The 24,137-nt window shown below is 56.8% G+C and carries 21 protein-coding genes; 13 read left to right on the top strand and 8 right to left on the bottom strand.

Annotated elements, in window-relative coordinates:
- Positions 1-126: 126 nt before the first annotated feature.
- The 4 genes from purL to purC all read right to left on the bottom strand — a co-directional run bounded on the left by purL (position 127) and on the right by purC (position 4,103).
- The gene (purL, locus tag ACFO5Q_RS11520; RefSeq protein WP_068145237.1) at positions 127-2,340 is read right to left on the bottom strand and encodes a phosphoribosylformylglycinamidine synthase subunit PurL; all 2,214 of its coding nucleotides are present in this window, start codon (positions 2,338-2,340) and stop codon (positions 127-129) included.
- Positions 2,341-2,351: 11 nt separating this feature from the next.
- Entirely contained in the window at positions 2,352-3,014 is a 663-nt protein-coding gene (gene purQ / locus ACFO5Q_RS11515; protein WP_068145240.1) for a phosphoribosylformylglycinamidine synthase subunit PurQ, read from the bottom strand.
- Positions 3,015-3,019: 5 nt separating this feature from the next.
- Positions 3,020-3,259 carry a phosphoribosylformylglycinamidine synthase subunit PurS gene (gene purS / locus ACFO5Q_RS11510; protein WP_068145243.1) on the bottom strand — a complete coding sequence of 80 codons (240 nt, stop codon included), beginning with the start codon at positions 3,257-3,259 and terminating at the stop codon, positions 3,020-3,022.
- Positions 3,260-3,329: 70 nt separating this feature from the next.
- Positions 3,330-4,103: a phosphoribosylaminoimidazolesuccinocarboxamide synthase gene (purC, locus tag ACFO5Q_RS11505; protein ID WP_068146097.1), complete on the bottom strand. Its 774-nt coding sequence runs from the start codon at positions 4,101-4,103 to the stop codon at positions 3,330-3,332.
- A 213-nt stretch (positions 4,104-4,316) separates the two neighbouring features.
- Between purC and ACFO5Q_RS11500 the strand changes: the two genes are divergently transcribed.
- The 4 genes from ACFO5Q_RS11500 to ACFO5Q_RS11485 all read left to right on the top strand — a co-directional run bounded on the left by ACFO5Q_RS11500 (position 4,317) and on the right by ACFO5Q_RS11485 (position 9,696).
- Positions 4,317-4,643 carry a DUF1476 domain-containing protein gene (locus tag ACFO5Q_RS11500; protein WP_068145246.1) on the top strand — a complete coding sequence of 109 codons (327 nt, stop codon included), beginning with the start codon at positions 4,317-4,319 and terminating at the stop codon, positions 4,641-4,643.
- A 190-nt stretch (positions 4,644-4,833) separates the two neighbouring features.
- Positions 4,834-6,264 (top strand): homospermidine synthase, encoded by a 1,431-nt coding sequence (locus ACFO5Q_RS11495; protein WP_068145251.1) that lies wholly within the window; start codon positions 4,834-4,836, stop codon positions 6,262-6,264.
- A gap of 351 nt (positions 6,265-6,615) precedes the next feature.
- The gene (locus tag ACFO5Q_RS11490; protein ID WP_068145254.1) at positions 6,616-7,794 is read left to right on the top strand and encodes an MFS transporter; all 1,179 of its coding nucleotides are present in this window, start codon (positions 6,616-6,618) and stop codon (positions 7,792-7,794) included.
- Between the two features lie 168 nt (positions 7,795-7,962).
- Complete coding sequence (locus ACFO5Q_RS11485; RefSeq protein ID WP_197420965.1) at positions 7,963-9,696, top strand: amidohydrolase; 1,734 nt, start codon at positions 7,963-7,965, stop codon at positions 9,694-9,696.
- A gap of 68 nt (positions 9,697-9,764) precedes the next feature.
- On the opposite strand, the gene ACFO5Q_RS11480 is transcribed toward ACFO5Q_RS11485, so the two are convergent.
- Positions 9,765-10,040: an Lrp/AsnC ligand binding domain-containing protein gene (locus ACFO5Q_RS11480; protein WP_068145257.1), complete on the bottom strand. Its 276-nt coding sequence runs from the start codon at positions 10,038-10,040 to the stop codon at positions 9,765-9,767.
- Between the two features lie 170 nt (positions 10,041-10,210).
- Between ACFO5Q_RS11480 and ACFO5Q_RS11475 the strand changes: the two genes are divergently transcribed.
- The 3 genes from ACFO5Q_RS11475 to ACFO5Q_RS11465 all read left to right on the top strand — a co-directional run bounded on the left by ACFO5Q_RS11475 (position 10,211) and on the right by ACFO5Q_RS11465 (position 14,466).
- Positions 10,211-11,803 (top strand): phytoene desaturase family protein, encoded by a 1,593-nt coding sequence (locus tag ACFO5Q_RS11475; RefSeq protein ID WP_068145260.1) that lies wholly within the window; start codon positions 10,211-10,213, stop codon positions 11,801-11,803.
- A gap of 196 nt (positions 11,804-11,999) precedes the next feature.
- On the top strand, positions 12,000-12,302 hold the full coding sequence (locus tag ACFO5Q_RS11470; protein WP_068145263.1) for an STAS domain-containing protein: 303 nt from the start codon (positions 12,000-12,002) through the stop codon (positions 12,300-12,302).
- A gap of 34 nt (positions 12,303-12,336) precedes the next feature.
- The gene (locus tag ACFO5Q_RS11465) at positions 12,337-14,466 is read left to right on the top strand and encodes an ATP-binding SpoIIE family protein phosphatase (RefSeq protein WP_068145267.1); all 2,130 of its coding nucleotides are present in this window, start codon (positions 12,337-12,339) and stop codon (positions 14,464-14,466) included.
- A gap of 8 nt (positions 14,467-14,474) precedes the next feature.
- On the opposite strand, the gene ACFO5Q_RS11460 is transcribed toward ACFO5Q_RS11465, so the two are convergent.
- Entirely contained in the window at positions 14,475-15,245 is a 771-nt protein-coding gene (locus tag ACFO5Q_RS11460; protein ID WP_068145271.1) for a hypothetical protein, read from the bottom strand.
- Between the two features lie 118 nt (positions 15,246-15,363).
- Positions 15,364-16,260 carry a LysR family transcriptional regulator gene (locus tag ACFO5Q_RS11455; RefSeq protein WP_068145274.1) on the bottom strand — a complete coding sequence of 299 codons (897 nt, stop codon included), beginning with the start codon at positions 16,258-16,260 and terminating at the stop codon, positions 15,364-15,366.
- A 166-nt stretch (positions 16,261-16,426) separates the two neighbouring features.
- On the opposite strand from ACFO5Q_RS11455, the gene ACFO5Q_RS11450 reads away from it, so the two are divergent.
- Entirely contained in the window at positions 16,427-16,903 is a 477-nt protein-coding gene (locus ACFO5Q_RS11450) for a tetratricopeptide repeat protein (RefSeq protein ID WP_068145277.1), read from the top strand.
- A gap of 30 nt (positions 16,904-16,933) precedes the next feature.
- Positions 16,934-17,344 carry an MAPEG family protein gene (locus tag ACFO5Q_RS11445; protein ID WP_068145281.1) on the top strand — a complete coding sequence of 137 codons (411 nt, stop codon included), beginning with the start codon at positions 16,934-16,936 and terminating at the stop codon, positions 17,342-17,344.
- A gap of 19 nt (positions 17,345-17,363) precedes the next feature.
- Here ACFO5Q_RS11445 and ACFO5Q_RS11440 read toward each other — a convergent pair whose 3' ends face one another.
- Positions 17,364-18,290 (bottom strand): hydroxymethylglutaryl-CoA lyase, encoded by a 927-nt coding sequence (locus ACFO5Q_RS11440; RefSeq protein WP_068145284.1) that lies wholly within the window; start codon positions 18,288-18,290, stop codon positions 17,364-17,366.
- Positions 18,291-18,628: 338 nt separating this feature from the next.
- On the opposite strand from ACFO5Q_RS11440, the gene ACFO5Q_RS11435 reads away from it, so the two are divergent.
- The 4 genes from ACFO5Q_RS11435 (at position 18,629) to ACFO5Q_RS11420 (ending at position 24,111) form a co-directional block, all read left to right on the top strand.
- Positions 18,629-20,644, top strand: a complete 2,016-nt coding sequence (locus ACFO5Q_RS11435; RefSeq protein WP_068145287.1) for an elongation factor G — start codon at positions 18,629-18,631, stop codon at positions 20,642-20,644.
- 104 nt (positions 20,645-20,748) lie between these two features.
- Entirely contained in the window at positions 20,749-22,200 is a 1,452-nt protein-coding gene (locus tag ACFO5Q_RS11430; RefSeq protein ID WP_068145289.1) for an alpha/beta fold hydrolase, read from the top strand.
- A 10-nt stretch (positions 22,201-22,210) separates the two neighbouring features.
- Positions 22,211-22,945, top strand: coding sequence for an ABC transporter ATP-binding protein (locus ACFO5Q_RS11425; RefSeq protein WP_068145293.1), 735 nt, complete (start codon positions 22,211-22,213; stop codon positions 22,943-22,945).
- Positions 22,942-24,111, top strand: coding sequence for an ABC transporter permease (locus ACFO5Q_RS11420; protein WP_068145295.1), 1,170 nt, complete (start codon positions 22,942-22,944; stop codon positions 24,109-24,111). Before ACFO5Q_RS11425 ends, ACFO5Q_RS11420 begins: the two co-directional genes overlap by 4 nt.
- Positions 24,112-24,137 lie beyond the last annotated feature (26 nt).

The raw sequence follows: 24,137 nt of genomic DNA, 5'->3' as shown, positions 1-24,137 counted from the left end.
GAACAGGGGGTGGCCACCCCCTGTTCAAAATCAAAGAGGCACGAAGATCATAACAAATCTTCGTGCCTCTCAATGTATAAGGCGCCGGGTAGGGCGCCTTTCTGATGATTTGATTGTCAGGCCTGCTTAAGCCGACAGCGGCTCTTTCGCCATGAAATTCGGCATCCAGCCTTCGTGGGCTGCCGTTAGGTCGCTGAGCGCCAGGTCAAGCGCGCCGCCGTTCACAGATACACGGTCACCGCCGGTTTCGCCCAGAACCGCGACCGGAATGCCGGCGTCCTTGGCTTCCTGGCGGATCGTCTCTGCCGTGGCGGCATCGGTTGCCACCAGATAGCGCGCCTGGGTTTCAGACAGAAGCGCCACATGCAGCGGCAGGTCGCCCTCAACGGTCACGTTCACGCCAACCTTGCCTGCGATTGCCATGTCGGCAAGGGCCGCAATCAGGCCGCCGTCAGACAGGTCATGACAAGTGGAAACCTGGCCATTTTCAATGAGCGCCCGGACGAAATCGCCGTTCCGGCGTTCGATATCCAGGTCAACGTGCGGCGGGCAGCCTTCGTTCTTGCCCAGAATCTGCTTCTGGTAGAGGCTTGCTCCCAGCTCGTTCTTGGTTTCGCCGATCAGCACCACAGTTTGGCCCGGGCCCTCGAACGCGATGGTGGCCATCATGTTGCTGTCAGCCATCACACCCACGCCGCCGATAGCGGGCGTTGGCAGGATGCCGGAGCCGTTGGTTTCGTTATAAAGCGACACGTTACCGGATACGATCGGGTAATCCAGCGCGCGGCAGGCTTCGCCCATGCCTTCAAGGCAGCCAACGAACTGGCCCATGATGTCCTTGCGCTCCGGGTTGCCGAAATTGAGGCAGTTGGTGATCGCAAGCGGGGTCGCGCCCACAGCCGTGATGTTCCGCCATGTCTCAGCCACAGCCTGACGGCCGCCTTCAACAGGGTCGGCATAGCAGTAGCGCGGGGTTACGTCTGTGCTGATTGCCAGCGCTTTTTCCGTGCCGTGCACACGCACAACAGCCGCGTCGCCACCCGGGCGCTGGATCGTGTCGCCCATCACCATATGGTCATACTGTTCCCAGATCCAGCGGCGGGAACACAGGTTCGGGCCGCCGATCAGGTCCATGACGGCCTTATTCAGGTCAGCTGGCGCTTCCACGTCTACCACGTCGCGCTTCGGCGTCGGGATATAGGGGCGCTCATACTCTGGCGCGTCCTCAACGAGGCTGTTGATCGGCATGTCGCCCACCACTTCGCCGCCGAACTTCAGCGTCAGGTTGCCGGTGTCGGTGATATGGCCGATCACGGCGAAGTCCAGTTCCCACTTCTCAAAGATGGCTTTGGCCATGTCTTCGCGACCTGGCTTGAGGACCATGAGCATGCGCTCCTGGCTCTCGGACAGCATCATCTCGTATGGGAGCATGTTTGCTTCGCGCTGCGGCACTTGATCAAGGTCCAGCTCGAAGCCCACGCCGCCTTTGGACGCCATCTCAACCGATGACGACGTCAGGCCAGCCGCGCCCATGTCCTGGATTGCGATGATGGCGTCTGTGGCCATCAGCTCAAGGCAGGCTTCAATCAGCAGCTTTTCGGTGAAGGGGTCACCCACTTGTACAGTAGGGCGCTTTTCTTCACTGTCTTCGGTGAATTCGGCGGATGCCATGGTGGCGCCGTGGATGCCGTCGCGGCCGGTTTTGGAACCCACGTAAACGACAGGGTTACCAACGCCCGCAGCCGCGCAGTAGAAGATCTTGTCCGCATCTGCGAGGCCAACAGTCATGGCGTTCACCAGGATGTTGCCATTGTAGCTTTCGTCGAAGTTGGTTTCGCCGCCCACGGTGGGTACACCCACGCAGTTGCCGTAACCGCCGATGCCTTCAACCACGCCCGCCAGCAGGTGGCGGGTTTTCGGGTGGTCAGGCTCGCCGAAGCGGAGCGCGTTCATGTTGGCCACCGGGCGTGCGCCCATAGTGAATACGTCGCGCAGAATGCCGCCCACGCCCGTTGCCGCGCCCTGGTAAGGCTCGATGTAGGATGGGTGGTTATGGCTTTCCATCTTGAAGATCGCGGCCTGGCCGTCGCCAATGTCGATCACGCCAGCGTTCTCGCCCGGCCCCTGGATAACCCAAGGCGCCTTGGTCGGCAGCTTCTTCAGGTGGAAGCGGGATGATTTGTAGGAGCAGTGCTCAGACCACATCACACTATAGATGCCAAGCTCTGTATAGTTTGGCTCACGCCCCATGGCGCCGACGATGCGCTGATACTCTTCTTCCGTCAGGCCGTGCTCTTTCACGAGCTCAGGGGTGATTTGAATTTCGTTACCGGTTTTCATGTCTCTTCCCCTTAGCCCAGTCGGTTCATGACGGATTCGAACAGCTTGCGGCCGTCAGAGCCGCCCAATGCTGGTTCGATCATGCGCTCAGGGTGAGGCATCATGCCAAGGACGTTGCCTTTGGCGTTGGTGATGCCGGCGATGCGGCGCTGCGCGCCGTTGATGTCCTCGGCGTACTTGAATGCCACCTGGCCTTCGCCTTCCATGCGGTCGAGCGTCTCCTTGTCGGCGAAATAGTTGCCGTCATGGTGCGCCACAGGAATGGTGATTTCTTCGCCCGCCGCGTATGCGTTGGTGAACATGGTGTCGGCGTTTTCCACCGTCATCTTCACGTCCTTGCACACGAAATGCAGGCCCGCATTACGCATCAGGGCGCCCGGCAGCAGGCCGGTTTCCGTCAGGATCTGGAAGCCGTTACACACGCCGAAAGTGGGCACGCCCGCTTCCGCGCGCTTGATGACCTCTTTCATGATGTGCGAGCGCGCGCTCATGGCGCCGCAGCGAAGATAGTCGCCATAGGAGAAACCGCCTGGCAGGGCAATGAAATCGACCTTGTCGAAGTCATACTCCTGGTGCCAGACCATGAGTGGCTTTTGCCCTGTGATCTTCTCTAGGGCGACAGCCATATCCCGGTCGCAGTTCGATCCCGGGAAAACGATAACCGCGGATTTCATGTGTTCTACTCCAGATCGATGGAATAGTTTTCAATCACGGTATTGGCCAGAAGCTTGCGGCACATTTCGTCCACTTCCTTTTCCGCCGACGCGCGATCCGTGGACTTGAGGTCCAGCTCGATATATTTGCCTTGGCGGGCGGCTTCGACACCGTCAAATCCCATGTTGCCGAGCGCATGCTCGATGGCTTTGCCTTGAGGGTCCAGAACGCCGTTTTTAAGGGTTACGTGAATGCGGGCTTTCATTGGGCTCACTTTCTTTCAGTCAGGTAATTGTGCCGTTAGGCTTTGGGCTTACAAAAGGTTGGACCAGAAGCTACTGCTTCTGGCCCTTGTTCTGATGGTCTGCAATTTCGGTGATGTCCGCGTTCGGCAGAATGCCAAGACGGCGCGCGACTTCCTGATAGGCTTCCATTTCGCCCCCAAGGTCGCGGCGGAAGCGGTCTTTATCCAGCTTCTCACCGGTTTTCATGTCCCACAGGCGACAGCCGTCCGGGCTGATCTCATCCGCGAGAATGGTGATGCAGTCTTCGCCTTCATACAGGCGGCCGAATTCCAGCTTGAAATCCACAAGCTTGATGCCGATGCCCGCGAAAAGGCCGGAGAGGAAATCGTTGATGCGGAGCGCATAGTGGGTCATTTCCTCAAGCTCGATCTCATCGGCCCAGCCGAATGCCAGAACATGCTCTTCGGAGATCAGCGGGTCGCCCAGCTCGTCCGACTTGTAGCAGAACTCAACAATCGGGCGTGGCAGCGGCGTGCCTTCGTCGATGCCGAGGCGCTTGGAGATGCCGCCTGCTGCGATATTGCGAACAATCACTTCAACCGGAATGATCTCAACAGCCTTCACAAGCTGCTCACGCATGGACGTGCGCTCGATAAAGTGCGTTGGGACGCCGATGTCGGCGAGGGCGGTGAAGATATATTCAGAGATATGGTTGTTCACCACGCCTTTGCCTGCGAGCGTGCCTTTTTTCTCGGCATTGAACGCAGTGGCGTCATCTTTGAAATATTGGATAATGGTGCCGGGCTCAGGGCCTTCGAACAGAACTTTGGCCTTGCCTTCGTAAATCTTGTTGCGGCGGGACATATATTGCCTCTTTTCCTCAGTTTGAGGGATGTCAGTGGGTTGCGCGGGCGCGAACATAAGGGAAAAGGTTCCCTGCGACAATCTTTCTGTAACAAATAACAATAAGTTTCGTGTAAGCATTGGAAAAGGGCGCAGAAATTTCCTTTATTGACGGATGCGCTATGCTATTTTACTGGGGTCTCAGTTAGAGACTCGGATAAGAGGAAAGTACCAATGACCACGTTCGACGGCCGCGAGAAGGCTTTTGAAGATAAATTTGCCCATGACGAGAGCATGATGTTCAAGGCTCGTGCCCGCCGTAACCGCCTGCTTGGCGAGTGGCTGGCGTCTGAGATGGGCCTTTCGGGTGACGATGTTGCGACTTATGCCAAAGAGGTCGTGAAATCCGACCTGGAAGAAGATGGCGACGAGGACGTGATTCGCAAGGTAATGGCGGATATTGAAGGCAAAGGCCTGGATATTTCCCGTCACCGTATCGAAAAACACCTTGAAGAAATGATGGACGAAGCCCGCCGCCAGATCATGGCGGAAGTGAAGTAAGGCACGCCCTTAAAATCGAATAAGAAAAAGGCCGGATCGCTCCGGCCTTTTTTGTTCTCTGGGGCATTGACCTAGAGGCCTTCGCCAGCGCGCACAGGGCCTATTGTTACCCTTCGCGCTTGATGGTCGGGGGCAAGCTGACTATGGTGCGCCCGAAAACTAAGCCGATTCTTGATGTAGGAGTGTCTGAATGGTTGATGGGTGGCCTTGTTATGCGCGGATTGACGGCCCGCTGGTGATCGTTGGGTTTGGTTCGATCGGGCAGGGGCTTTTGCCCCTCATTCTCAGGCACTTCGAGGTGCAACGCGACAATATCGTCATCGTGTCCGCCGACGAACGCGGCCAGGATGTGGCGAGCGAGCACGGCATCCGTTTCATCAGGGAACCGCTGACGCCTTCGAACCTTGAGGCAGTGCTTGCGCCGCTGTTTGACCGCGCGGGCGGTTTCCTGGTGAACCTGTCGGTTGAGGTTGAGAGCATGTCGCTGGTGCGCTTCTGCCACAAGGTGGACGCCCTTTATATCGATACCTGTATTGAACCCTGGCCGGGCCGCTATGAGGACCCGGACAGCCCGATGGGCCTTCGGACCAACTATTCGATCCGCGAAGACGCGCTGGCGATGCGTGACAGCCTCAAGGGCGGCCCCACGGCCATTCTTGCGCACGGTGCGAACCCAGGGCTGGTGAGCCATTTTGTCAAACAGGCGCTCCTCAATATCGCGGCGGACTGCGGCCTTGAGGTGAGTGTTCCTGAAACCCGGCAGGGCTGGGGCGAGCTTGCGCGTAAGCTGGGCGTCAAGGGCATCCATATCGCCGAGCGTGACACGCAGGTGGCGGATGAGAAGAAGCAGAAGGGCGAGTTCGTCAACACATGGTCCATCGACGGCTTCCTGGCCGAAGGTCTGCAGCCAGCCGAGCTTGGCTGGGGCACGCACGAAGGCTATCTGCCGGCGAACGCGGCCGAACATGTCTTCGGCTGCCGCGCGGCCATTTACCTGAAGAAGCCGGGCGCTTCCACGCGCGTGCGCAGCTGGACGCCGATGGCAGGCTCCATGACCGGGTTCCTGATCACCCACAATGAGGCCATCTCGATCGCCGACTATTTCAGCCTGTTCGATGCTGACGAGCGCGTGACCTACCGGCCCACCTGCCACTATGTCTATCACCCCTGTGATGATGCCGTGCTGTCCTTGCATGAACTTGAGGGCAACGCCTTTGAAGCCCAGACCAAGCACCGCCTGATCTGCGACGAGATCACCGACGGCGTTGATGAGCTGGGCGTGCTGGTATACGGCCATGAGAAGAACGCCTACTGGTACGGCTCGCAGCTGTCGATCCATGAAACGCGGGAGTTGATCCCGCACCAGAATGCGACAGGGCTTCAGGTAACAGCGACCGTGCTTGCCGGCATGGTGTGGGCGATCGAAAACCCCAAGCGCGGCCTTGTGGAAGCTGACGAGATCGATTTCAAGCGAATCCTTGATATCGCAGGCCCATACCTGGGGCCGGTTGTGGGGGAATACACAGACTGGACGCCGCTGGACGGTCGCACCAACTGGATTTTCCCGGAAGAGATCGATGAAAGCGACCCCTGGCGCTTCACCAACGTGTTGCTGCGCTGACGCGCAAAGTTCGCCAATATTGGATAAGAAAAAGGCCGGATCGTTCCGGCCTTTTTTTGTTGGGGCAAGGGGCAAGCCTGGGTGGGGAGTTCAGGGGCAACATTCGGCCAGAAGCGGACATTGTAGATCGCTTCGTCTGGTGCTTATATATGTATTCTGCAGGCACTGCTGAATAAGAATTCTTGAATTTGAGGGTCGAAAGTGGCCGTCGTTAGGGAATCGGGCCGGAGTTTTCCGGCCTTTCTTATTTGCCGCATAGAACAGATACCGCTGTTGAGTTATTGGTGCTCACGGCTTAAAACCGGTCGAAATCCTTTTCAGGCCCGGCGCGGCGCAACAATCGGATAGACTATGCCTATTTTGTTTCTGGTCGTGTTTCTTGTGATGGCAGGCTTTGCCATGCTGCTGCCGTCCATCATGTATGTTCTGGAAAACCTTGGTGCCAGTCAGGCGGAGGCAACGCCGATCCTTGCGAGCTACAGCCTTTCCCAGTTTATCATCGGCCCGGTGTGGGGGCGACTGTCTGACTGGTTCGGGCGTCGGCCGATCCTGATTATCACGCTTCTTGGCGCATCTGCCTGTTACCTGTTCCTGGCGACCATGGCAGACACGCCCGCACTTGTGCTGCTGGGACTGACACTGGTGGGGATATTTTCGGGAAACACGTCCGTAGTGATGGCGGCGGTGAGCGACCTGACGAGCGCGGAGAACCGCGCAAAGGGCATGGGGCTGATGGGGGCCGGTATTGGCCTGGCCTTCACTCTTGGTCCGCCGCTGGGTGGTGTGGTTGGTGGAAGCGATGCAGCCACGGCCACCATATCCGTATCCGCCGCGATTGCAGCGGGGCTGTTGCTCACAGGGGCGCTGGTGGTTGCGGTGCTGTTCCGGGAAAGCCACGCGGAGCATGAAGAAGACCGGGGGCAGATCAGCCGCCTTGAGGCCTTCGGCCGCATCCGTACACGCCCGATCCTGATGCAGATCTGCCTGATGATGCTGATGTTCACTGTGCCGCTTTCGATGATGGAATCGGTGCTCAGCTACTTCATGGAAACGCGTTACGCCTGGGGGCCGCCGGATATGGGCAAGCTCTTTCTGGTGATTGGCCTGGTGCTGATGGTGGTACAGGGCGGGCTGATTGGGCGGCTGAACAACCGGTTCGGTGAAATTTCGCTGGCGCGGGCAGGGGTGTTTTTCATGGGGCTGGGCCTGTTCCTGATCTTGATCGTGCCCACTGCCGGCCTTGTGTTCATCGGCATTGCCGCCACAAGCGTGGGTACCGCGCTTTTCAATACGTCCATGTCGGCGCTGGCATCGCACCGGGCGAAGCCGACTGAGCGCGGTGCAGTGATGGGGGTGTTCCAGTCCATGCAGTCGCTCGGGCGTTCCACCGGACCGCTGGCTGCGGGGCTTCTCAATCAGGAACTGAATGGCTTGCCGCTTCTGGCTGGTGGGTTGATTATGGTGTTGGTGCTTCTGTGGGTGGTGTCCCTGCACCGGCAGATCGACCGGGTTGGCATCGTGAAAACATAGCTGTTCATTGGCGGCTTGTAAGTGATCACAATCTTGACGAGTTGGTCAGGCTGTGGGCGCCGGATTTTTCAATATATCTCCTGAATTACTCAGATAATCTTTTGCATTAATGCAAGTTTTTCGATATCGTTTCCTTTAAATGTGATCACATTATCAAGGGGAATGAGGATGAAAAAGCTACTGCCGATTGGTGCGCTGTTGATGGTTGCGGCTTGCGGGGAGCAGGCTGAAGAAGGCATGCAGCCGGCTGACCTGATTATCGCCGGCGGTACGATCTATACCGTGGACGGCGAAAGCAGTGTGGCTGAGGCCCTGGCTGTGCGGGATGGCAAGATCGTTTATGTCGGTAGCAGTGCTGGTGCAGCCCCATATGCGGGAGAGAATACCCGGCGGATTGACCTCGACGGCCAACCCGTTTTCCCGGGTTTTACCGATAGTCACGCCCACCTGCCGGACGGTGGCGGAACCCTTTTGGGGCTTGGCTTTCAGGGTATGACCTCAGCCGAAGAGATTGTCGCTGCGGTCAAGGCCTATGCCGACGCGCATCCCGATATGCCTGCCATCATGGGCTCAGGGTGGGAGCTCAATCTGTTCCCGGATGCAAATCCGTCGAAGGAACTTCTGGATGCAGTCGTGCCGGACAGGCCGGTCTTTCTTGGGGCCGCTGACGGCCACAATGGCTGGGTCAACAGCAAGGCGCTGGAACTTGCCGGCATTACAAAAGATACGGAAGACCCGCTGAACGGCCGCATTGAGCGCGACGCCGACGGTAACGCCACAGGGACGCTCAGGGAAAGTGCCCAGGGGCTTGTGATGCATATTTTCCCAACGCCCGACGTTGATGATGTGATCAAGAACCTTGAGGCAGGCATGGCCTATCAGGCCGGGCACGGCATCACAGCCACGATCGACGCAGCCATCATGGCGGACGTGAACGAGCAGGCATATCTGGCAGTTGCGGAAAGGGCCGACCTGCCACAGCGCGTTCGTCTGTCGCTTCTGGCGGCGGAAGAGATGGTGACGTCTGTGGTGACAGAGGAGAATGCGGCGGCCACAGTGGATAAGCTGGTTTCGCGCCGGGCCCAGTTCCGGGCGCGGTCTGCTGGCCGCCTGGACGCTGAAGCCGTCAAGATTTTCGTTGACGGTGTGCCGGAAAACCATACCGCAGCGCTGTTGGAGCCTTACGTGAATGCGCCCCTTGGCCCTGATCATGCGGGTGAGATCAACCTGAGTGAACAGGCCCTGAGCGACTATGCGACAAAGCTTGAAGCAAAAGATTTCCAGGTGCATATGCATGCGATCGGCGACCGCGCCGTGCGCGTTGGCCTGAATGCGCTAGAGGCGGCGAAAAAGGCCAACGGTGAGCGCGACAGCCGCCATCAACTGGCCCATCTGGAGATCGTGCAGCCTGAAGATATTGCGCGCTTCGGCCCGCTTGGCGTAACCGCAGACATGCAAACGCTTTGGCACTTCCGCGACGCCTATATCTCTGACCTGACTGAACCTTTCCTCCAGGAAGAGTTGCACCGCTGGTTATATCCGGCCAAAAGCTTCATCGAGGCAGATGCCCGTATCGTCTGGGGCAGTGACTGGCCCGTTTCCACCAGCAACCCATTCCATTCCATTGAAGTGGCCGTGCTTCGGAAAGACCCGGAAAACGCAGATGATCAGCGATGGATTCCTGAGGAAGCCGTATCTGTGGACGACATGATCCGGGCGTTGACCGTGAATGGTGCCTACCTGATGGGGCAGGACGACATTCGTGGGTCGCTCGAAGTGGGCAAGGAAGCTGATTTCATCATTCTGGATGCTGACCCTTACAAAGTGCAGCCAGAGGCGATCAGCGATATCAAGGTAACGACCACCTATATCGGCGGTGCCTGCGTGCACGGTTGCGACTAGGCCTGGGAAGCAAACAAAAGGGGCACCGTAGGGCGCCCCTTTAAACCTGTCTGAAGGTCAGCCTGCAATCAGATCGGGTCAGGCCCTGTGCCGACGGAATCTTCAGTGAAGGCATTCAGGCCGATGATCGTGTAGGTGTCCTTGACGCCGGGAGTTGTCTGCACTTCCTGCGTAATGAAACGGCCGATTTCCTGATCTGCACCCAGCTGGAACTGGGCCAGGAGGTCATAGTTGCCGGATGTGGAGTAGACGCTGCGAACTTCCGGGATTTCGTCCGCCAGATGGGCGGCGACATCATAGGTGCGGCCCAGTTCACATTTGATCATAACAAAGACGGTCTTCATTGGCTGAAACCTTAATTGACAAAGAAACTTAAACAGCTTGTAGCGAAAAGCCGTGCGGCTGTGAAGGATAGATTTGGCAACCGGAAACCAGCTGCGGAAAAATTGCCATTGCCCGAGTGCATGGAGTGTCGTACCCAGCTTGCGGGGGATATTTTTGAGGGAGAGTAAGTATGTATGATGTAGCGATTGTTGGCGGCGGTCACAACGGCCTGACCTGTGCAGCCTATCTGGCGAAAAAAGGCCTCAAGGTGGTTGTGCTTGAGCGCAGGGAAATGCTGGGCGGCGCTGCCGTGACGGAGGAGTTCCATCCGGGGTTCCGCAACAGTTCCGCGTCATACACTGTCAGCCTTTTGAACCCCAAGGTAATCGCAGATCTTGAGCTGCACAGGCATGGCCTGAAGATTGTTGAGCGCAAACTGGCGAACATATTCCCGATGAAGAACGGAGACCACCTGGCGTTCTCTTACGATCACGACGAACTGAAGAAGGAATTCGCACGCTTTTCCCAGCATGATGCCGAAGCCCTGGATCGCTACAGCGCCGATATTTCCATGGTGGCGGATGAGCTGCGTCGGCTGCTTTTGCAGGCGCCGCCAAACGCCGGTGGTGGTCTTCGAGATATGATCAAGGCTGCGGCGCTTGGGTTGAGCGCTATCCGCCAGCCGATCGAGGCCCAGCGCCTGCTGTTGGATATGGCGACGCAAAGCTGCGCCGACATGCTGGATCGCTATTTCGAAAACGACATGATCAAATCTGCCTTTGCTTTTGATGGCATTGTCGGCGCCTACACCAGCCCGAATGCGCTTGGGACAGCTTATGTACTGCTGCACCACTGTTTCGGTGAAGTGAATGGTAAGAAAGGCGTTTGGGGGCATGCGATTGGCGGCATGGGCGCCATCAGTGAATCCATCGCGAATGCCGCCCGGGAAGCCGGTGCAGAAATCCGTGTGGACAGCCCGGTTGCGGAAGTGATCACGGATAAAGGCAAGGCCCGTGGTGTTGCCCTTGAAGATGGTACTGTCATCAAGGCCCGTGCGGTTGCAGCCAACGTGGCGCCCAAGCTACTGTTCGGGAAACTGGTAGACCCTGCCTTGGTGCCAACCGATTTTGGGACGCGTATCAAACATCTTAAGAGCGGGTCGGGCACATTCCGGATGAATGTTGCCCTTTCAGAACTGCCGCAATTCACCTGTTTGCCTTCGGAAGGGCAGGCACCGCATCATTCTGCAGGTATCGTGATCGGGCCGGGCATGGACTATCTGGACAAGGCCTTCCTGGATGCCCAGCTTCAGGGCTGGTCCAAGGAACCGATTGTGGAAATGCTGATCCCTAGCACGCTGGATGACACGCTGGCCCCAGAGGGGCAGCATGTGGCCAGCCTGTTCTGCCAACAGTTTGCTCCGCATTTGCCTGACGGCAAAAGCTGGGACGATCATCGGGAAGACGTGGCCGATTTGATCATCGATACAGTTAGCAAATATGCGCCGAACTTCAAGAAGGCAGTGATAGGGCGACAAATCCATTCCCCGCTCGACCTGGAGCGGAAGTTTGGGCTGATTGACGGGGATATTTTCCACGGTCAACTGACGCCGAACCAACTGTTCGCATCGCGTCCGGTTCTTGGGCATGCAGATCACCGTATGCCGGTGAAGGGGCTTTATCTTTGCGGTTCGGGTGCGCATCCTGGCGGCGGTGTAACGGGCGTGCCTGGGCACAACGCTGCCGCCGAGATCATCAGTGACTTCAAACGCCGCCGCGTCTAGCCTGTTGCCGGCCCGGATATGCCGGGGAGGCGTTTTGCATGTTCGGTGCATTTAGTCGTCTATCTTATTGAATTATTAAAGTTTAGCGCCATAATACTGACATTGGGTTGGGTGTTTTCCAATGAGTTGACGGCTCGGGTCTTGCCTTTGTTGTCTGCTACTTTAATTCTCGGTTTGTGGACCGAAGGGGGATTTTATGGAATACCGCATCAAAGACTCTGATAATGGCGCTATCACGGCGACCTTCACGGGCGACATCACCTTTTCTGAAAATGTTGCGTTCCGACAGTTATTGAAGGATCTGGCGGATCGCGACATCAAGTCTTGTGTATTTGACCTTTCGGCAGTGGATATGGTCGATTCGGCGGGCCTTGGGATGTTTCTCATCGCGAAAGAGCAAGCTGACACTTCCGGCTGGAAACTGTCTGTTACCGGTGCTCAAGGTCATGTCGCTAGCATGCTGAAACTGACCAAGCTTTCTGATCTATTGCAGTCCTGATGCGGCCCCGTGCCGCAATTTCTGGGCAGTCAGTTTGAACAGCGCCAATAATACAGGTATCCCCGGCAGGGTTGAGGAAGTTGCAGCCGAAATTCGAGGCGCGACCATCCTGATCGTGGACGACATGTCAATCATGCGCCAGATTATCGGACGCTGCCTGGAGCAAGCTGGTTTCACACACCTTTTCTATGCGGAAGATGGTCAGGAAGCACTTGAATTTATCGAGAATACACCGCCCGATCTGCTGATCCTGGACCTCAATATGCCCAGAGTGACCGGCTATGAAGTATGTCGGATACTGCGGGCTGACCCGAAAACCAGTGGGCTGCCAATTCTTGTCCAGTCAGCGTCTGAAACGCCGGAGGAGCGGGTAAAGGTCTTCAGTAGCGGCGCTACCGATTTTGTCTCCAAGCCCATCAATCAGCCGGAACTGCTTGCTCGAGTGTGCATGCACCTTGAAAACAAGTTCCTGATCAAGAACCTAAGTGATTTCCACAGCCGAATGCACACTGAATTGTCCATGGCAAGGGACATGCAGCATTCGCTGTTGCCCGACGAGGATACGCTGCAGGAGCTTGAGGAATCCTCCGATGTGTCATTTGAGGCCCACTATCGGGCATCGTTTGAACTGGGGGGCGACCTGTGGGGCGGCTGGAGGCTTTCTGATGACGAGTTCGGCGTATTTGTGCTTGATGTGTCAGGTCATGGGGTAGGGGCAGCGCTTAATACATTCCGCCTTCATGCCACGATGTCTCGTTTCGAGATGTACCGCGATGATCCAGCTATTTTTCTGACCAGTCTAAATGGTGCGTTGAAACCTACGTTCCCGCTTGGGCATTTTGTAACGATGTTCTATGCGGTAATTAACCACCGTACTGGTGAGATCGTCTATGCAGGTGCCGGCGCGCCACGCCCCATGATCGTGAATGTGAAGGGCAAAGTCAGACTTCTTGATAGCGCAGGGACACCTGTCGGTATCATCAGCAGGCCAGGGTATGAGAACAAAACTGACCGGCTGGAACCTGGCGAGACCCTGTTTTGTTACTCGGACGTGCTGCTTGAGGCTGCGGGACCGGACGGTTCTTTCCTTGGCGAAGATGGTTTTGTCAAAGAAGTGGAACAGGAAGCGAAGGCCGGGGACCGATATAAGCTTGTAGAGCGCCTGATTGGTTCCTTTTATGCCAAGTTGCCGGGGGAGTTGCCGGACGATCTGACGGCTGTGGCGATGCACCGGGCGCCGGAAAAGAAGCGCGCAAAGACGTCAGCGCACGGTGTTGTTAAGGGGCGTGTGTTGGTGATGGCGGCCGAAAGCAGCGCGTTGGGGCAAATGGTTGCTTCGGCACGTCCTCCTGAATTTGACTGTGTGTGCGTTTCAGATAGCCAGGAATTGGCCGCCACAATGGCGGGCGCAGCACCGACATTGGGTTTCATTACTGATGCCCAGACAGCCCGCAGGGAGGGGGCCGAAGCGGTTGGCCGGGCACTTGGTGCCGATTTTCTAGCAGCAGGCGGGCCGATCGTTCTTCTTGCAGACATTGACGCGGAGCCGGACCTCAAGCAGTTAAGGTTCGATCTCAATGTCAGTCGCATTATCAGCCTGGAGAAGGGGCCGGATGCCTTGTGGGGCGCCGTCCGTGCAGAAATCGATGACTATATGTTGCGTCTGTCGGTTGCCGATGCTGTTAGCAAAAAGGTTTCTGATGTTGGTGATGTTGATGTTGCTACATATCGCTTCCGTACCCGCGAAGAAGCCAAAAACCTGGCAGCCCTCCTGGCGGGAGCATGCGCTGAGCCTGTGCCGGTCGCACTGGGGTTGACGGAATTGTTCGTCAATGCTGTGGAGCATGGCTGTCTCGCCATCGGGCATGAGGAAAAGGGGCTATTGATTGAAAAGGGCCGCCTTACAGACGAAATCAAATACCGGCGTTCCCTTCCGGGCTATGCCGAAAATTATGTGACGGTGGAGTTCCGCCGATCAGAAACAGAGATACTGTTCCGTATTGTCGACCCGGGTGAGGGATTTGACCATCAGGCTTTCACTTCGGCAGAAGACGGCCACACGAAAAAGCATGGTCGCGGCATCACAATGGCCGGTGGTTGCTTTAGCGAAGTCAGCTATATTGGCAAGGGCAATGAAGTGCTTGCCCGTTACCGCATCAAGTAGAACGGCTATTACTTCTTTTTCACCAGAAGGTGTTCAGGGCGACGGTTTTCCGCCTGCCTGAACAAGCTGTATGTACGGTTGGTGTAATTGGAGACATCCAGAACCGACTGCATATAGTCGTCAAGCTCCTGCGTGCGCTCTGCCTCGAAAATGCGAACATTCTGGGTTGGGTCCTGTGTTTCGAAACGCACATAGAACCATGGCTCGCCACGCCTCAGAATCAGGTCCTGTGAGGCATCGTGCCACTCAAATGCCCACATAAACGGGCGGGGCCAGATATGAATGGGGAAACGCCCGGCGATCATCAGGCCGGGACGGCGCGTCTTGAGATAGTCAAGATAGGGCGGCAGCTGGTTGATCCACACCGGTTCGTCCGAGATGAAGACATAGGGTGTCACAAACTGCAGAAGCGGTCTTTCGGGATGGCGCCATTCACTTTGCGGGTGCATCAGCATGATTTGGCTCATGACGCTCGAACGCACGGCCGAATTAGCACCCTGTACATTCAGGAGCTGTGGCTTGCCGTCCGGTGACCGCGTGAGGCGCAGATGCAGGTCATAAGGGCATTTGACAACGAAATGACGGCTGTCGAAGTCGATAGCCCCGGGGCATTTCTGAACAGACTTTGCATCAGGTGCTTCTGGCAAGTTTTGACGGAAGGGCTCCGGCTCATACCACACCACACCGGCCTTGGGGGCTTTCATGATCCATCCCACGTCCACTGTGCGGCGCATTTTGGCCACACGGTCGCGGCGGGCATAAAGCTTGTTCAACATCATGTTGGTTCCCCCCTGAGGTAAGCTGAAGTGGCGAACATAATACTTGTCTGGAATGATCTTTAGGTCATGTTGTCATTGCGTTCAACAGGCTTGGGCTTTCAGGACCCGGTTTTGGCTGTCAGGTGGCCCCGGCAAAGGCAGCGGCATTGTCCTGCAGAATGTCGCCCAGATAATCGTACATGGCGCGGATGCGCGCGCTTCGCCGAAGTTCCGTGTGGCTTACGAGCCAGATATCGGAACTGAAGACGACATAGTCGTCGAACAGGCGCACAAGGTCTGGGTCGTTTGCCGCGGCAAGGCAGGAATATGCCCCAATGCCGTAGCCGGCCTTTACAGCAGCGGCGAGGGCAATCAGATTGTTTGACCGGAACGCGGCACCCTTGGGGGCGCCGATGCTCTTGCGGTGCTCGGTTGATGTGTAGGCCAAAATCTCGTCATGCGGCAGAATGAAATCGAACTTCTTCATGTCCGCCATGGATTTGGGTGTGCCGTGCTCTGCCAGATAATCCTTGTGGGCATAATAGCCGTAGGCCATGGAAACCGTACGTTTGCAGATCAGGTCGTTCTGTACGGGGCGGAACATCCTGAGGGCGATATCAGCTTCACGCCGCAACAGGTCAGAGACCGCATTGTCCACTTTCACATCGACAGTGATGCCAGGATACTGTTTGCGGAACCCAAGGAGCTTTTCCACCAACCACAAGGAGCCGATGGCCTCAGTGCAGGATATAATAACGGAACCCTGCAGGCTGCTGTCGTGCCCCGTAATCAACCGTTCAATGGCGTGCACATCGTCCTGCATATGGCGGGCATGGTTCATCATCTGCTCACCAAGGGCTGTCATTTCAAGCCCGGTGCGGGTGCGCGAGAAAATCTCGGCCCCGACATTTTCTTCAAGGGCGGTCAAGCGGCGGGAAAGTGTGGGTTGGCTGACGTTCAGCTTACGTGCTGCCGCAGACAGGCTACCCTGCTCGGCCATGGCCAGGAAATATTTCAGATCATCCCAATCAAGCATGGGGAAGGCTCCGCGTTCGAGTTTTGCAATTCAATTATGAATAGCTAATCTGCATAATTTGTCAATTACATCCATAAATGAATTTCACATATAGGCCTTATGACCCGGGCCCAACCTCCCTGAACCCCATTGGCCTGCGTCACGACTTTAGACGAGGAGACATGAAATGTGGACGACACGTAAAACTCTGGTAGCCGGTGCAGTGCTGGCAGTGGCAAGTTTTTCCGCAGCAGCGAACGCACAAACCTATTATGCTGGCCCTGACCGCAACATCACACGCGGGACCGACGCCATGATGGAAGGCGATCTTGAGACCGCTTCCAAATATTTCCATCGGGCCGCGAAGGCCAACCTGAGCAAGGAACGCCTTGTGCCGCTTCTCAACAACCTGTGTGCCGTTGACTATGCCCTTGGCAAGCTGGATAGTGCTGAAGAGGCCTGTACGCGTGCCATCGCTGAAGATCGCCATTTCTGGCGCGCTTATGTGAACCGGGGCAATGTCCTGAAGGCAAAAGGCGACTATACAGACGCGCAGCAGGACTATTTGAAGGCGGTTCGCCTCAAGCCCGATAGCGCGCTGGCCCAACGGGCGCTCGCACGGCTTCAGGAAGAGCAATCGAAACTGTTTGCCGCTGCAAAGTAAAGCGGCACACCAGAACGGGGGAGACCATAGGTGGATAAAGCAATTTTCTATCCAATGCTGGGCATGGCGACGCTGACTTTCGGCGTCGTCGTGCTTCTTGCAAAACGTCGTTTTGCCGCTATTGGCAAAGGCGAGACAACAAACCTGGCTTTTTTCAAAACCTTCCGAGGGGAAAGCCCGGAACCGGAAGGCGTGCAGACGGCTCAGCGCAACCTGACCAATCTGTTTGAAATGCCAATGCTCTTTTACCCGGCCTGTATAGCTGCCGGGATGCTGGGAAAAGTAGACACAGTCACCCTGAGCCTTGCGTGGGCCTATGTGGTGATACGGTTTGTGCATACGCTGGTGCATGTCACAGGCAATGACGTGCGCACGCGCTTCAAGATCTTTTTCCTTAGCAACCTGCCGCTTATGGCTTTGTGGGCTTATATCGCCTTTTAGGACTTAGGCCTCATAGAGCTTAAGCCTGGGGTGTTGGAAATCCGCCCGCGTGCGCAACCATGGAAGGCACCGGGCGGCCCAGCACGTCTTCTACCCAGGCAGCGAGCGCAATGATCTTGTCGAGCTCGACGCCTGACGTGATGCCGGAGCGGTCCAGCATATAGAGAAGGTCATCTGTGCCGATATTGCCGGTGGCGCGCGGCGCGAACGGGCAGCCGCCAAGGCCGGCGACCGAGCTGTCCAATATGCGCACACCTGCTTCATAAGCCGCCCAGGCGTTGGCAATTCCGGTGTTGCGCGTGTTGTGGAAATGGGCCCGGAGCGGCATGCCCGGCAGGGCGTCTCTGACGGCTTCGAAAATTTCACGCACGCGAACGGGCGCGGCTACGCCGATGGTGTCCGCAATGGCAATCTCCCGTGGGCCGGCATCCGCCAGCTCCTTTGCCATATCAACGACAACCTGCGGGGAAACCTCACCTTCAAACGGGCAGCCCCAGGCTGTCGAAATCGTCACCTGTGCTTTCAGCCCCTCCTGGGTTGCGAGCCGGATGATCTCTTTGCTAACCGCAACAGACTCGTCTCGCGTCTGGCCCTGGTTCTTTTCGCCGAATGTGTTCGAAGCCGTCGCCACACAGCCGACTTCATCAACGCCGTGCTTGTTGCCCTCGCGGGTTTGTAGTGCCCGCAGGAGCCCGCGTTTATTCAGCACAAGGCCTACATATTCGACATTCTTGATGTCCGGCAGGTCGGCGATAACGGCTTCAGCATCGGCCATTTGGGGCACCAGTTTGGGGTGCACGAAGCTTGCAACTTCAAGCCTTTTCAGCCCGGCATCCATGGCGCGGGTGATCAGTTCTACTTTTTGTTCAGTGGAGAACATGACTTTTTCGTTTTGCAGCCCGTCGCGCGCGCCAACTTCAACAATTTCAACCATTTGGTCTGTCATGATCCGGCCTCACTCCTGAACATTCATCGTGCAAAAAAGACTTCCTCTACATGAATAGTCAGGGCCTTTGGGTCAAGCTGTTTCAGGCGAGGCAGGCCGACTCGGGCTTCCGTTTCATACCGATCGCTCCAAAGGGCAGAGCGTCTGACCTAATAAATTATGAAGGCTGGACAAGGGGTTGCGACGCCGAAGATGGACTGCTTCGGTTTTTTTGATGTGGCGCCTGTGCTCTGATAGGCTGGTCATCCGCTTACAAAGAACAAACATGCCTGTGCCTCGGTCGCTGGTGAAACATTGGGTTTCGCCCGGCGCCTTCAATATTTGGGACGGAGGAACAGATGGCCAATGGCACTCTACACGGCCCGCGGGTGGTTGCGCTCGTGGGCCCCTATTCAAGCGGTAAAACCACACTTCTTGAAAATATTCTTTTTTTGACTGAAACGACCCGCCGCCGGGCAAATGGCGAGCGGGTTTTTGGTGACGACAGTGTGGAGGCGAAAGCGCTTGCCATGGGGGTCGATACCAACATTGCCTCGGTCCATTACCTTGATGATCGCTATATTTTCCTGGATTGTCCCGGCTCGATCGAATTCCTGCAGGAAACGCGCAATACCCTTCATGCAGCAGATGTGGCCGTTGTGGTGGCGGAACCCGAGCCCGCAAAAATCTTTGCCTTGAGCCCCTTGTTGCATGAGCTGGAGGCAGAAGGCATCCCACATCTTCTTTTCATCAACAAGATTGACCATTCGGATGTGCATATCCGCGAAATAGCGGCAGCTCTGGATGAGGTAAGCGCACTGCCTGCCGTTCTGAGGCATGTGCCAATCCGCGACGGAAACGCGATTACGGGCTTTGTTGATTTGGCGTCAAAGCGCGCATACAGCTATGGCATGGACGGCAGCCGAGAGATCAAGGACGGCGCCGAGAGCATTCTGGAGCAGATAGCGGAAGACCGCTTCCATATGCTGGAAACGCTCGCAGACTTCCACGACGACCTGATGGAAGAGCTATTGGAAGAAGTGGACCCACCAAGTGATGAAGTGTTCACGGATCTGGCTGACGATCTTCGTGCAGGCCGCATAATGCCTGTGCTTATGGGCTGTGCCAGCCAGGGTTATGGCCTGAAGCGGCTGATGAAGGCCTTAAGGCATGAAATGCCGGGGTTTGAAATGGCCTCCAAGCGCATGATGCCCAAAAAAACCAAGGAAATAGCAGCCTATGTGCTCAAGACACGTCACTTGCCCCATATGGGCAAGCTATCTTTTGTGCGGGTCCTCAAGGGCGCGGTAACAGAGGGGCTGCATGTGGGCGGCAACAAGGTTGGTGGGCTTTTTAGAATAGCAGGAACCGATCTGAAGAAAGCGACAATGGCCGATGTGGGCGACCTTGTGGCCATTCCCCGCTTGGAGGATGTCAAAACCGGCGAGACGCTGGGAGGCACGGGTGCCCCAAAGCCCGGCCTGTTGCAGCCCGTTTATGCGCGCGCAATTGCGATCAGCGACCGCAAGAATGAGGCGAAGCTTTCTGAGGCGCTCACGAAACTTATGGAAGAAGATCCATCCTTCGACGTGGAGCACTGTGAAGATACAGGCGAGCTTCTGTTGTGGGGGCAGGGTGAAATACACATGCGCGCGGCGATGACGCGCCTGAATGACAAATATGGCGTGGACGTACGGTTTGCTGATCCACATGTGGCCTATAAGGAAACTATTCGGCGAAACAAGGTTCAGCATACCCGGTACAAGAAACAGTCGGGCGGCCACGGCCAGTTTGGCGATGTGGTGATAGAGGTCAAACCTCGTGGTCTTGGCGCAGGTTTTGAGTTTCAGGAGAAAGTCACCGGAGGGGCGGTGCCAAAGCAATATATCCCGAGCGTCGAGGCCGGCGTGAAGGAATATTTGCGGCAAGGACCGCTTGGCTTCCCTGTCGTGGATGTGGAGGTCACCCTTCAGGATGGCCAGCATCACAGTGTGGACAGCTCTGACATGGCATTCAAGACTGCCGGCCGGATGGCGATGGCTGATGCGTTGCCAGACTGCGATCCTGTGCTGTTGGAACCCATTGAGCATGTGCGCGTTATGGCGCCTACCAATTATATGGCCAGGATCAATGGCATGATCAGCTCTCGGCGTGGGCAGATCATGGGCTTTGATGGCCGCGATGGCTGGCCCGGTTGGGACCAGATTGAGGCGCAAATGCCAGCGTCAGAAATGCAGGACCTGATTATTGAACTCAGGTCCCTGACACAGGGCGTTGGTACGTTCGAGCACAGGTTCGATCATTTGGCAGAATTGGCGGGGCGGCAGAAAGACCAGGTGCTGAAAAACCACAAGGTTGCCCGCAGGACAGGATAAAGGGGGAGCCCAAAAAAACTGTAAGTTTTCTCAACCCCGTTGGACTGAAAGATCAAGCGCGTTAGAAACGTGCAAGGTCAACCTACCAATGGGGGAAGAAAAAGGTGAATCCTTTATCCAAGATCACGACAGCAGGACTGCTGGCGCTTGCGGCGATATTGCCCGCAGGCGCCCAGCAGAACAGTAGCGAGGCGGTGACAGAGCCGTGCTTTATCAAGGGCCTTAAGGGGCGTGTGCAGTGCCTTACCATTGAGGTGCCGCTTGATTACGACAACCCTGAAGACACCCGGATACCAATTCACGCGGCGGTTATCCCGGCGAAAAGCAGCCGGTCGGAGCCAGATCCCATCTGGGTTTTTGCTGGTGGGCCAGGGCAGGCCGCGGGCGAGTACGGCATTCTGGCTTCAACCGCCTTTCGCCAAATTCGCCAAACGCGAGACATTGTACTCGTGGATCAGCGCGGAACGGGCAAGTCCCACCCGCTGAACTGTGAGGTCGAGCCAGGCGAGATGTTATCCAGCCTGGATGACTGGACCGGCTTTATCAGGGAATGCCGCGCTGCGCATGACATTGATGTACGCCATTTCACCATGGAAAATGTCGTGCGCGACATGGAAGCGGTGCGACAGGCCCTGGGGTATGAACAATTGAACCTTTGGGGCGGTTCCTGGGGAACACGCACGGTAGGGCTTTATCTCAAACGCCATCCAGACCATGTGCGAAGCATTATCGTAGACGGTGTCGCGCCGCCTGACGTTTCCCTGTTTGAAAGTGCACCAGAAAGCGCCGAGCGCGCCAAGCGTATGCTGGCAGAAGACTGCCGCCAGAATGAGGCTTGCACCGCACGCTATCCCGACTTTGAAGCGCAGGTGGAAGCATTCCTGGCCAAGGCGGCCGCGGGAGAACTGCGATATTCAGGCAATGACCCGCTTTCGGGTGAGCCGCTTGAGCTTGATATAAGCTTCGTGATGGCGGTGGAAAGCATTCGCTCCGTCATGTATTCCGCTGATGCCACCGTGATGCTGCCTTATGTGATTGATGCGGCCGATGGTGGCAACCTTGAGCCGCTCATCGCCCTTTACACTGGCGGCGCTTCGGCGTCTGAGAGCATGTATCTGGGCGCCACGCTTTCTATCCTGTGTGGTGAGGAAGTACCGCGCACGCGGCAGAGTGTGCTTCAAGAAGCAGCAGCCGACAGTTTCGCGAAAGACAGCTATTTCCGCTACTGGCAGGCAGGCTGTAAGGCTTGGGACGCCCTGCCTGGTGCGCCGGATGCCCATGAGCCTATCTCAAGCGACGTGCCGGCCCTGATTTTGAGCGGCGACCTGGACCCCGTGACCCCGCCCGGCATGGGCGAGCATTGGCTGCAGGGTTTCCCGAACGGGCGCCATATCGTTGTTGCCGGCAATGGCCATATCACCAGCGCAACTGCCTGCATGCCGCATCTTTTGAAGAAGTTTGTCACAACGCTTGATGCCGACGCGCTCGATACCGAGTGCCTGGGATATTTGAAGCGACTGCCGGTGGTCACCGGCCTGAACGGCACGGTGAATTAGGGGGTAAGTCATGATTATCGTTGATAAAATAGGAAAAAACTTTGGCGAAGTGCAGGCTGTAAAGGATGTCAGCTTCACTGCAAAGGACGGCTCTATCACAACGCTTTTGGGGGCGAATGGGTCGGGCAAATCAACCACACTTCGGACAGTGGCTGCGCTTTTGAGGCCCGATCATGGGCAGGTAACAGTGGACGGTATCTGTGTGCAGCAAGACCCACTCGGCGCCCAGAAGCTTCTCGGCATTTTTCCGGACCAGTTCGGTCTTTACACGCGCCTGACTGCGCGCGAGCATCTGGAATATTATGCTGAACTCCACGGCATGAGCGGCGCAGCGCTGGAAAATGCGGTGGGGGAGGTTGTCAGCCTACTTCACATGGAAGATATCCTGGAACGTCGAACGGAAGGCTTTAGCCAGGGGCAGCGCATGAAGGTGGCTCTGGCCCGGGCGATCCTTCACAAACCGAAGAATATCGTGCTGGATGAGCCCACGCGCGGGCTTGATGTCATGAGCATCCGTATGCTCAGGCAAATCCTTCTGGAGCTGAAGGCCGCAGGGCACTGTGTGCTCCTGTCGTCGCATGTGATGGCAGAGGTGGAAATTCTTTCTGACCATGTTGTGATGATTGCGGACGGCGTTGTGTGCGCCGACGGTACGCCGGCTGATCTTGTCCGGGAAGCCGGCCAACCAAACCTTGAAGAAGCATTTGTGGCGCTGACCGCGGCACACGGGAGGACAGCAGCATGAACCGCCTGATCAGAACCGTATACCGCAAGGAAATGAAAGACATGCTGCGCGACAAGCGCGCGGTGCTGGCCATCGCATCCTATGCGTTTGGTGTGCCACTTTTGATGGCCTTCATTTTCTTCCTGATGGCCGATGACCGGGCTGAAACCGCGCGCTCGACAGTTGCACTGTCTGGCAGTGACCAGGCGCCAGGCATGGTAGCTTTTCTTGAAAAGCAGGGACTTGAGGTGGTGCCAGTGGTGTCCCTGGATACGCCTGAAAGCTTGCCTGACGGGGCAGATGCCATGGTCGTGCTGCCGGATGACTTTGGTGTGAAACTTGGCCGCGGTGAAAGCGTGCCGGTTCAGCTTTATGTGGATGAAACGTCCCGCCAACAGGCGGACAGGGGCGATGACGTGCGGGAAGCACTTGATGCTTACGGCCAGCATGTCGCGGGTGTGCGGCTTGTCACCCGCGGTGTACCGCTTGGCCTAATGGCCCCAATTGTGGTCAACAGGTCAGACCTGGCGCCTTCAAGCTTTATCAACAAGATGCTGGGCAACAGCCTGATGCTTGTGTTCATGCTCGCGCCTTTTGTGATGGGCATGAGCGTGGCGCTTGATGCGCTGGCGGGTGAGCGCGAACGCCAGAGCCTGCAGTCGCTGATGGCGCAGCCGGTTTCTACCGGGAACCTGGTTGCAGGCAAGTGGGCAATGGTAGCCACCTTTGCGTTCGGCGGCACGATGCTTGCCGTGACCATTGACCTGATCCTGTTGCAGTTCGTGCCCGCGGATGTTCTGCCCTTCAAGCTGCAGCTTACGGTTGGTGGCTTCATATTGGCAGTGCTTGAGCTTGCGGCACTTAGCATGTTTGTGGCGTCCGTCCTTCTTGCTGTCAGCATTCATGCTAAAAGCTTCAAGGAAGGGCAGACCTATATGTCGATGATGATGATGGCGCCGGTGATTGTGGGTTACGCAAAGATGTATGGCGAAAACAAGCTACCTGCCGTAACCAAATATCTGCCGATTTTTGCGGATGTTGAAAGTTTGGGGCGGATATTCTTTGACGGTAGCCCCGATCTGGCCGTTACAGGTGCGGCCTTCCTGTCCGCGATTGTGGGCACGGCCATCTGCTTGTGGTTGACAAGCCGCCGGCTTTCCAGCGAACAGATACTGTCTGAGGCATAGGGCGATCAATCGGGGGCGGTCACCGC

The organism is Kordiimonas lipolytica (assembly GCF_042651265.1).
Classification (GTDB): domain Bacteria; phylum Pseudomonadota; class Alphaproteobacteria; order Sphingomonadales; family Kordiimonadaceae; genus Kordiimonas; species Kordiimonas lipolytica.
Note: the sequence above shows the minus strand (reverse complement) of the source record. Positions and strands in the feature narration are given on the sequence as shown.

Coding starts and splice junctions, on each gene's coding strand:
- purL (WP_068145237.1), bottom strand. CDS start 2,340: ATGAAAACCGGTAACGAAATTCAAATCACCCCTGAGCTCGTGAAAGAG.
- purQ (WP_068145240.1), bottom strand. CDS start 3,014: ATGAAATCCGCGGTTATCGTTTTCCCGGGATCGAACTGCGACCGGGAT.
- purS (WP_068145243.1), bottom strand. CDS start 3,259: ATGAAAGCCCGCATTCACGTAACCCTTAAAAACGGCGTTCTGGACCCT.
- purC (WP_068146097.1), bottom strand. CDS start 4,103: ATGTCCCGCCGCAACAAGATTTACGAAGGCAAGGCCAAAGTTCTGTTC.
- ACFO5Q_RS11500 (WP_068145246.1), top strand. CDS start 4,317: ATGACCACGTTCGACGGCCGCGAGAAGGCTTTTGAAGATAAATTTGCC.
- ACFO5Q_RS11495 (WP_068145251.1), top strand. CDS start 4,834: ATGGTTGATGGGTGGCCTTGTTATGCGCGGATTGACGGCCCGCTGGTG.
- ACFO5Q_RS11490 (WP_068145254.1), top strand. CDS start 6,616: ATGCCTATTTTGTTTCTGGTCGTGTTTCTTGTGATGGCAGGCTTTGCC.
- ACFO5Q_RS11485 (WP_197420965.1), top strand. CDS start 7,963: ATGAAAAAGCTACTGCCGATTGGTGCGCTGTTGATGGTTGCGGCTTGC.
- ACFO5Q_RS11480 (WP_068145257.1), bottom strand. CDS start 10,040: ATGAAGACCGTCTTTGTTATGATCAAATGTGAACTGGGCCGCACCTAT.
- ACFO5Q_RS11475 (WP_068145260.1), top strand. CDS start 10,211: ATGTATGATGTAGCGATTGTTGGCGGCGGTCACAACGGCCTGACCTGT.
- ACFO5Q_RS11470 (WP_068145263.1), top strand. CDS start 12,000: ATGGAATACCGCATCAAAGACTCTGATAATGGCGCTATCACGGCGACC.
- ACFO5Q_RS11460 (WP_068145271.1), bottom strand. CDS start 15,245: ATGATGTTGAACAAGCTTTATGCCCGCCGCGACCGTGTGGCCAAAATG.
- ACFO5Q_RS11455 (WP_068145274.1), bottom strand. CDS start 16,260: ATGCTTGATTGGGATGATCTGAAATATTTCCTGGCCATGGCCGAGCAG.
- ACFO5Q_RS11450 (WP_068145277.1), top strand. CDS start 16,427: ATGTGGACGACACGTAAAACTCTGGTAGCCGGTGCAGTGCTGGCAGTG.
- ACFO5Q_RS11440 (WP_068145284.1), bottom strand. CDS start 18,290: ATGACAGACCAAATGGTTGAAATTGTTGAAGTTGGCGCGCGCGACGGG.
- ACFO5Q_RS11435 (WP_068145287.1), top strand. CDS start 18,629: ATGGCCAATGGCACTCTACACGGCCCGCGGGTGGTTGCGCTCGTGGGC.
- ACFO5Q_RS11425 (WP_068145293.1), top strand. CDS start 22,211: ATGATTATCGTTGATAAAATAGGAAAAAACTTTGGCGAAGTGCAGGCT.
- ACFO5Q_RS11420 (WP_068145295.1), top strand. CDS start 22,942: ATGAACCGCCTGATCAGAACCGTATACCGCAAGGAAATGAAAGACATG.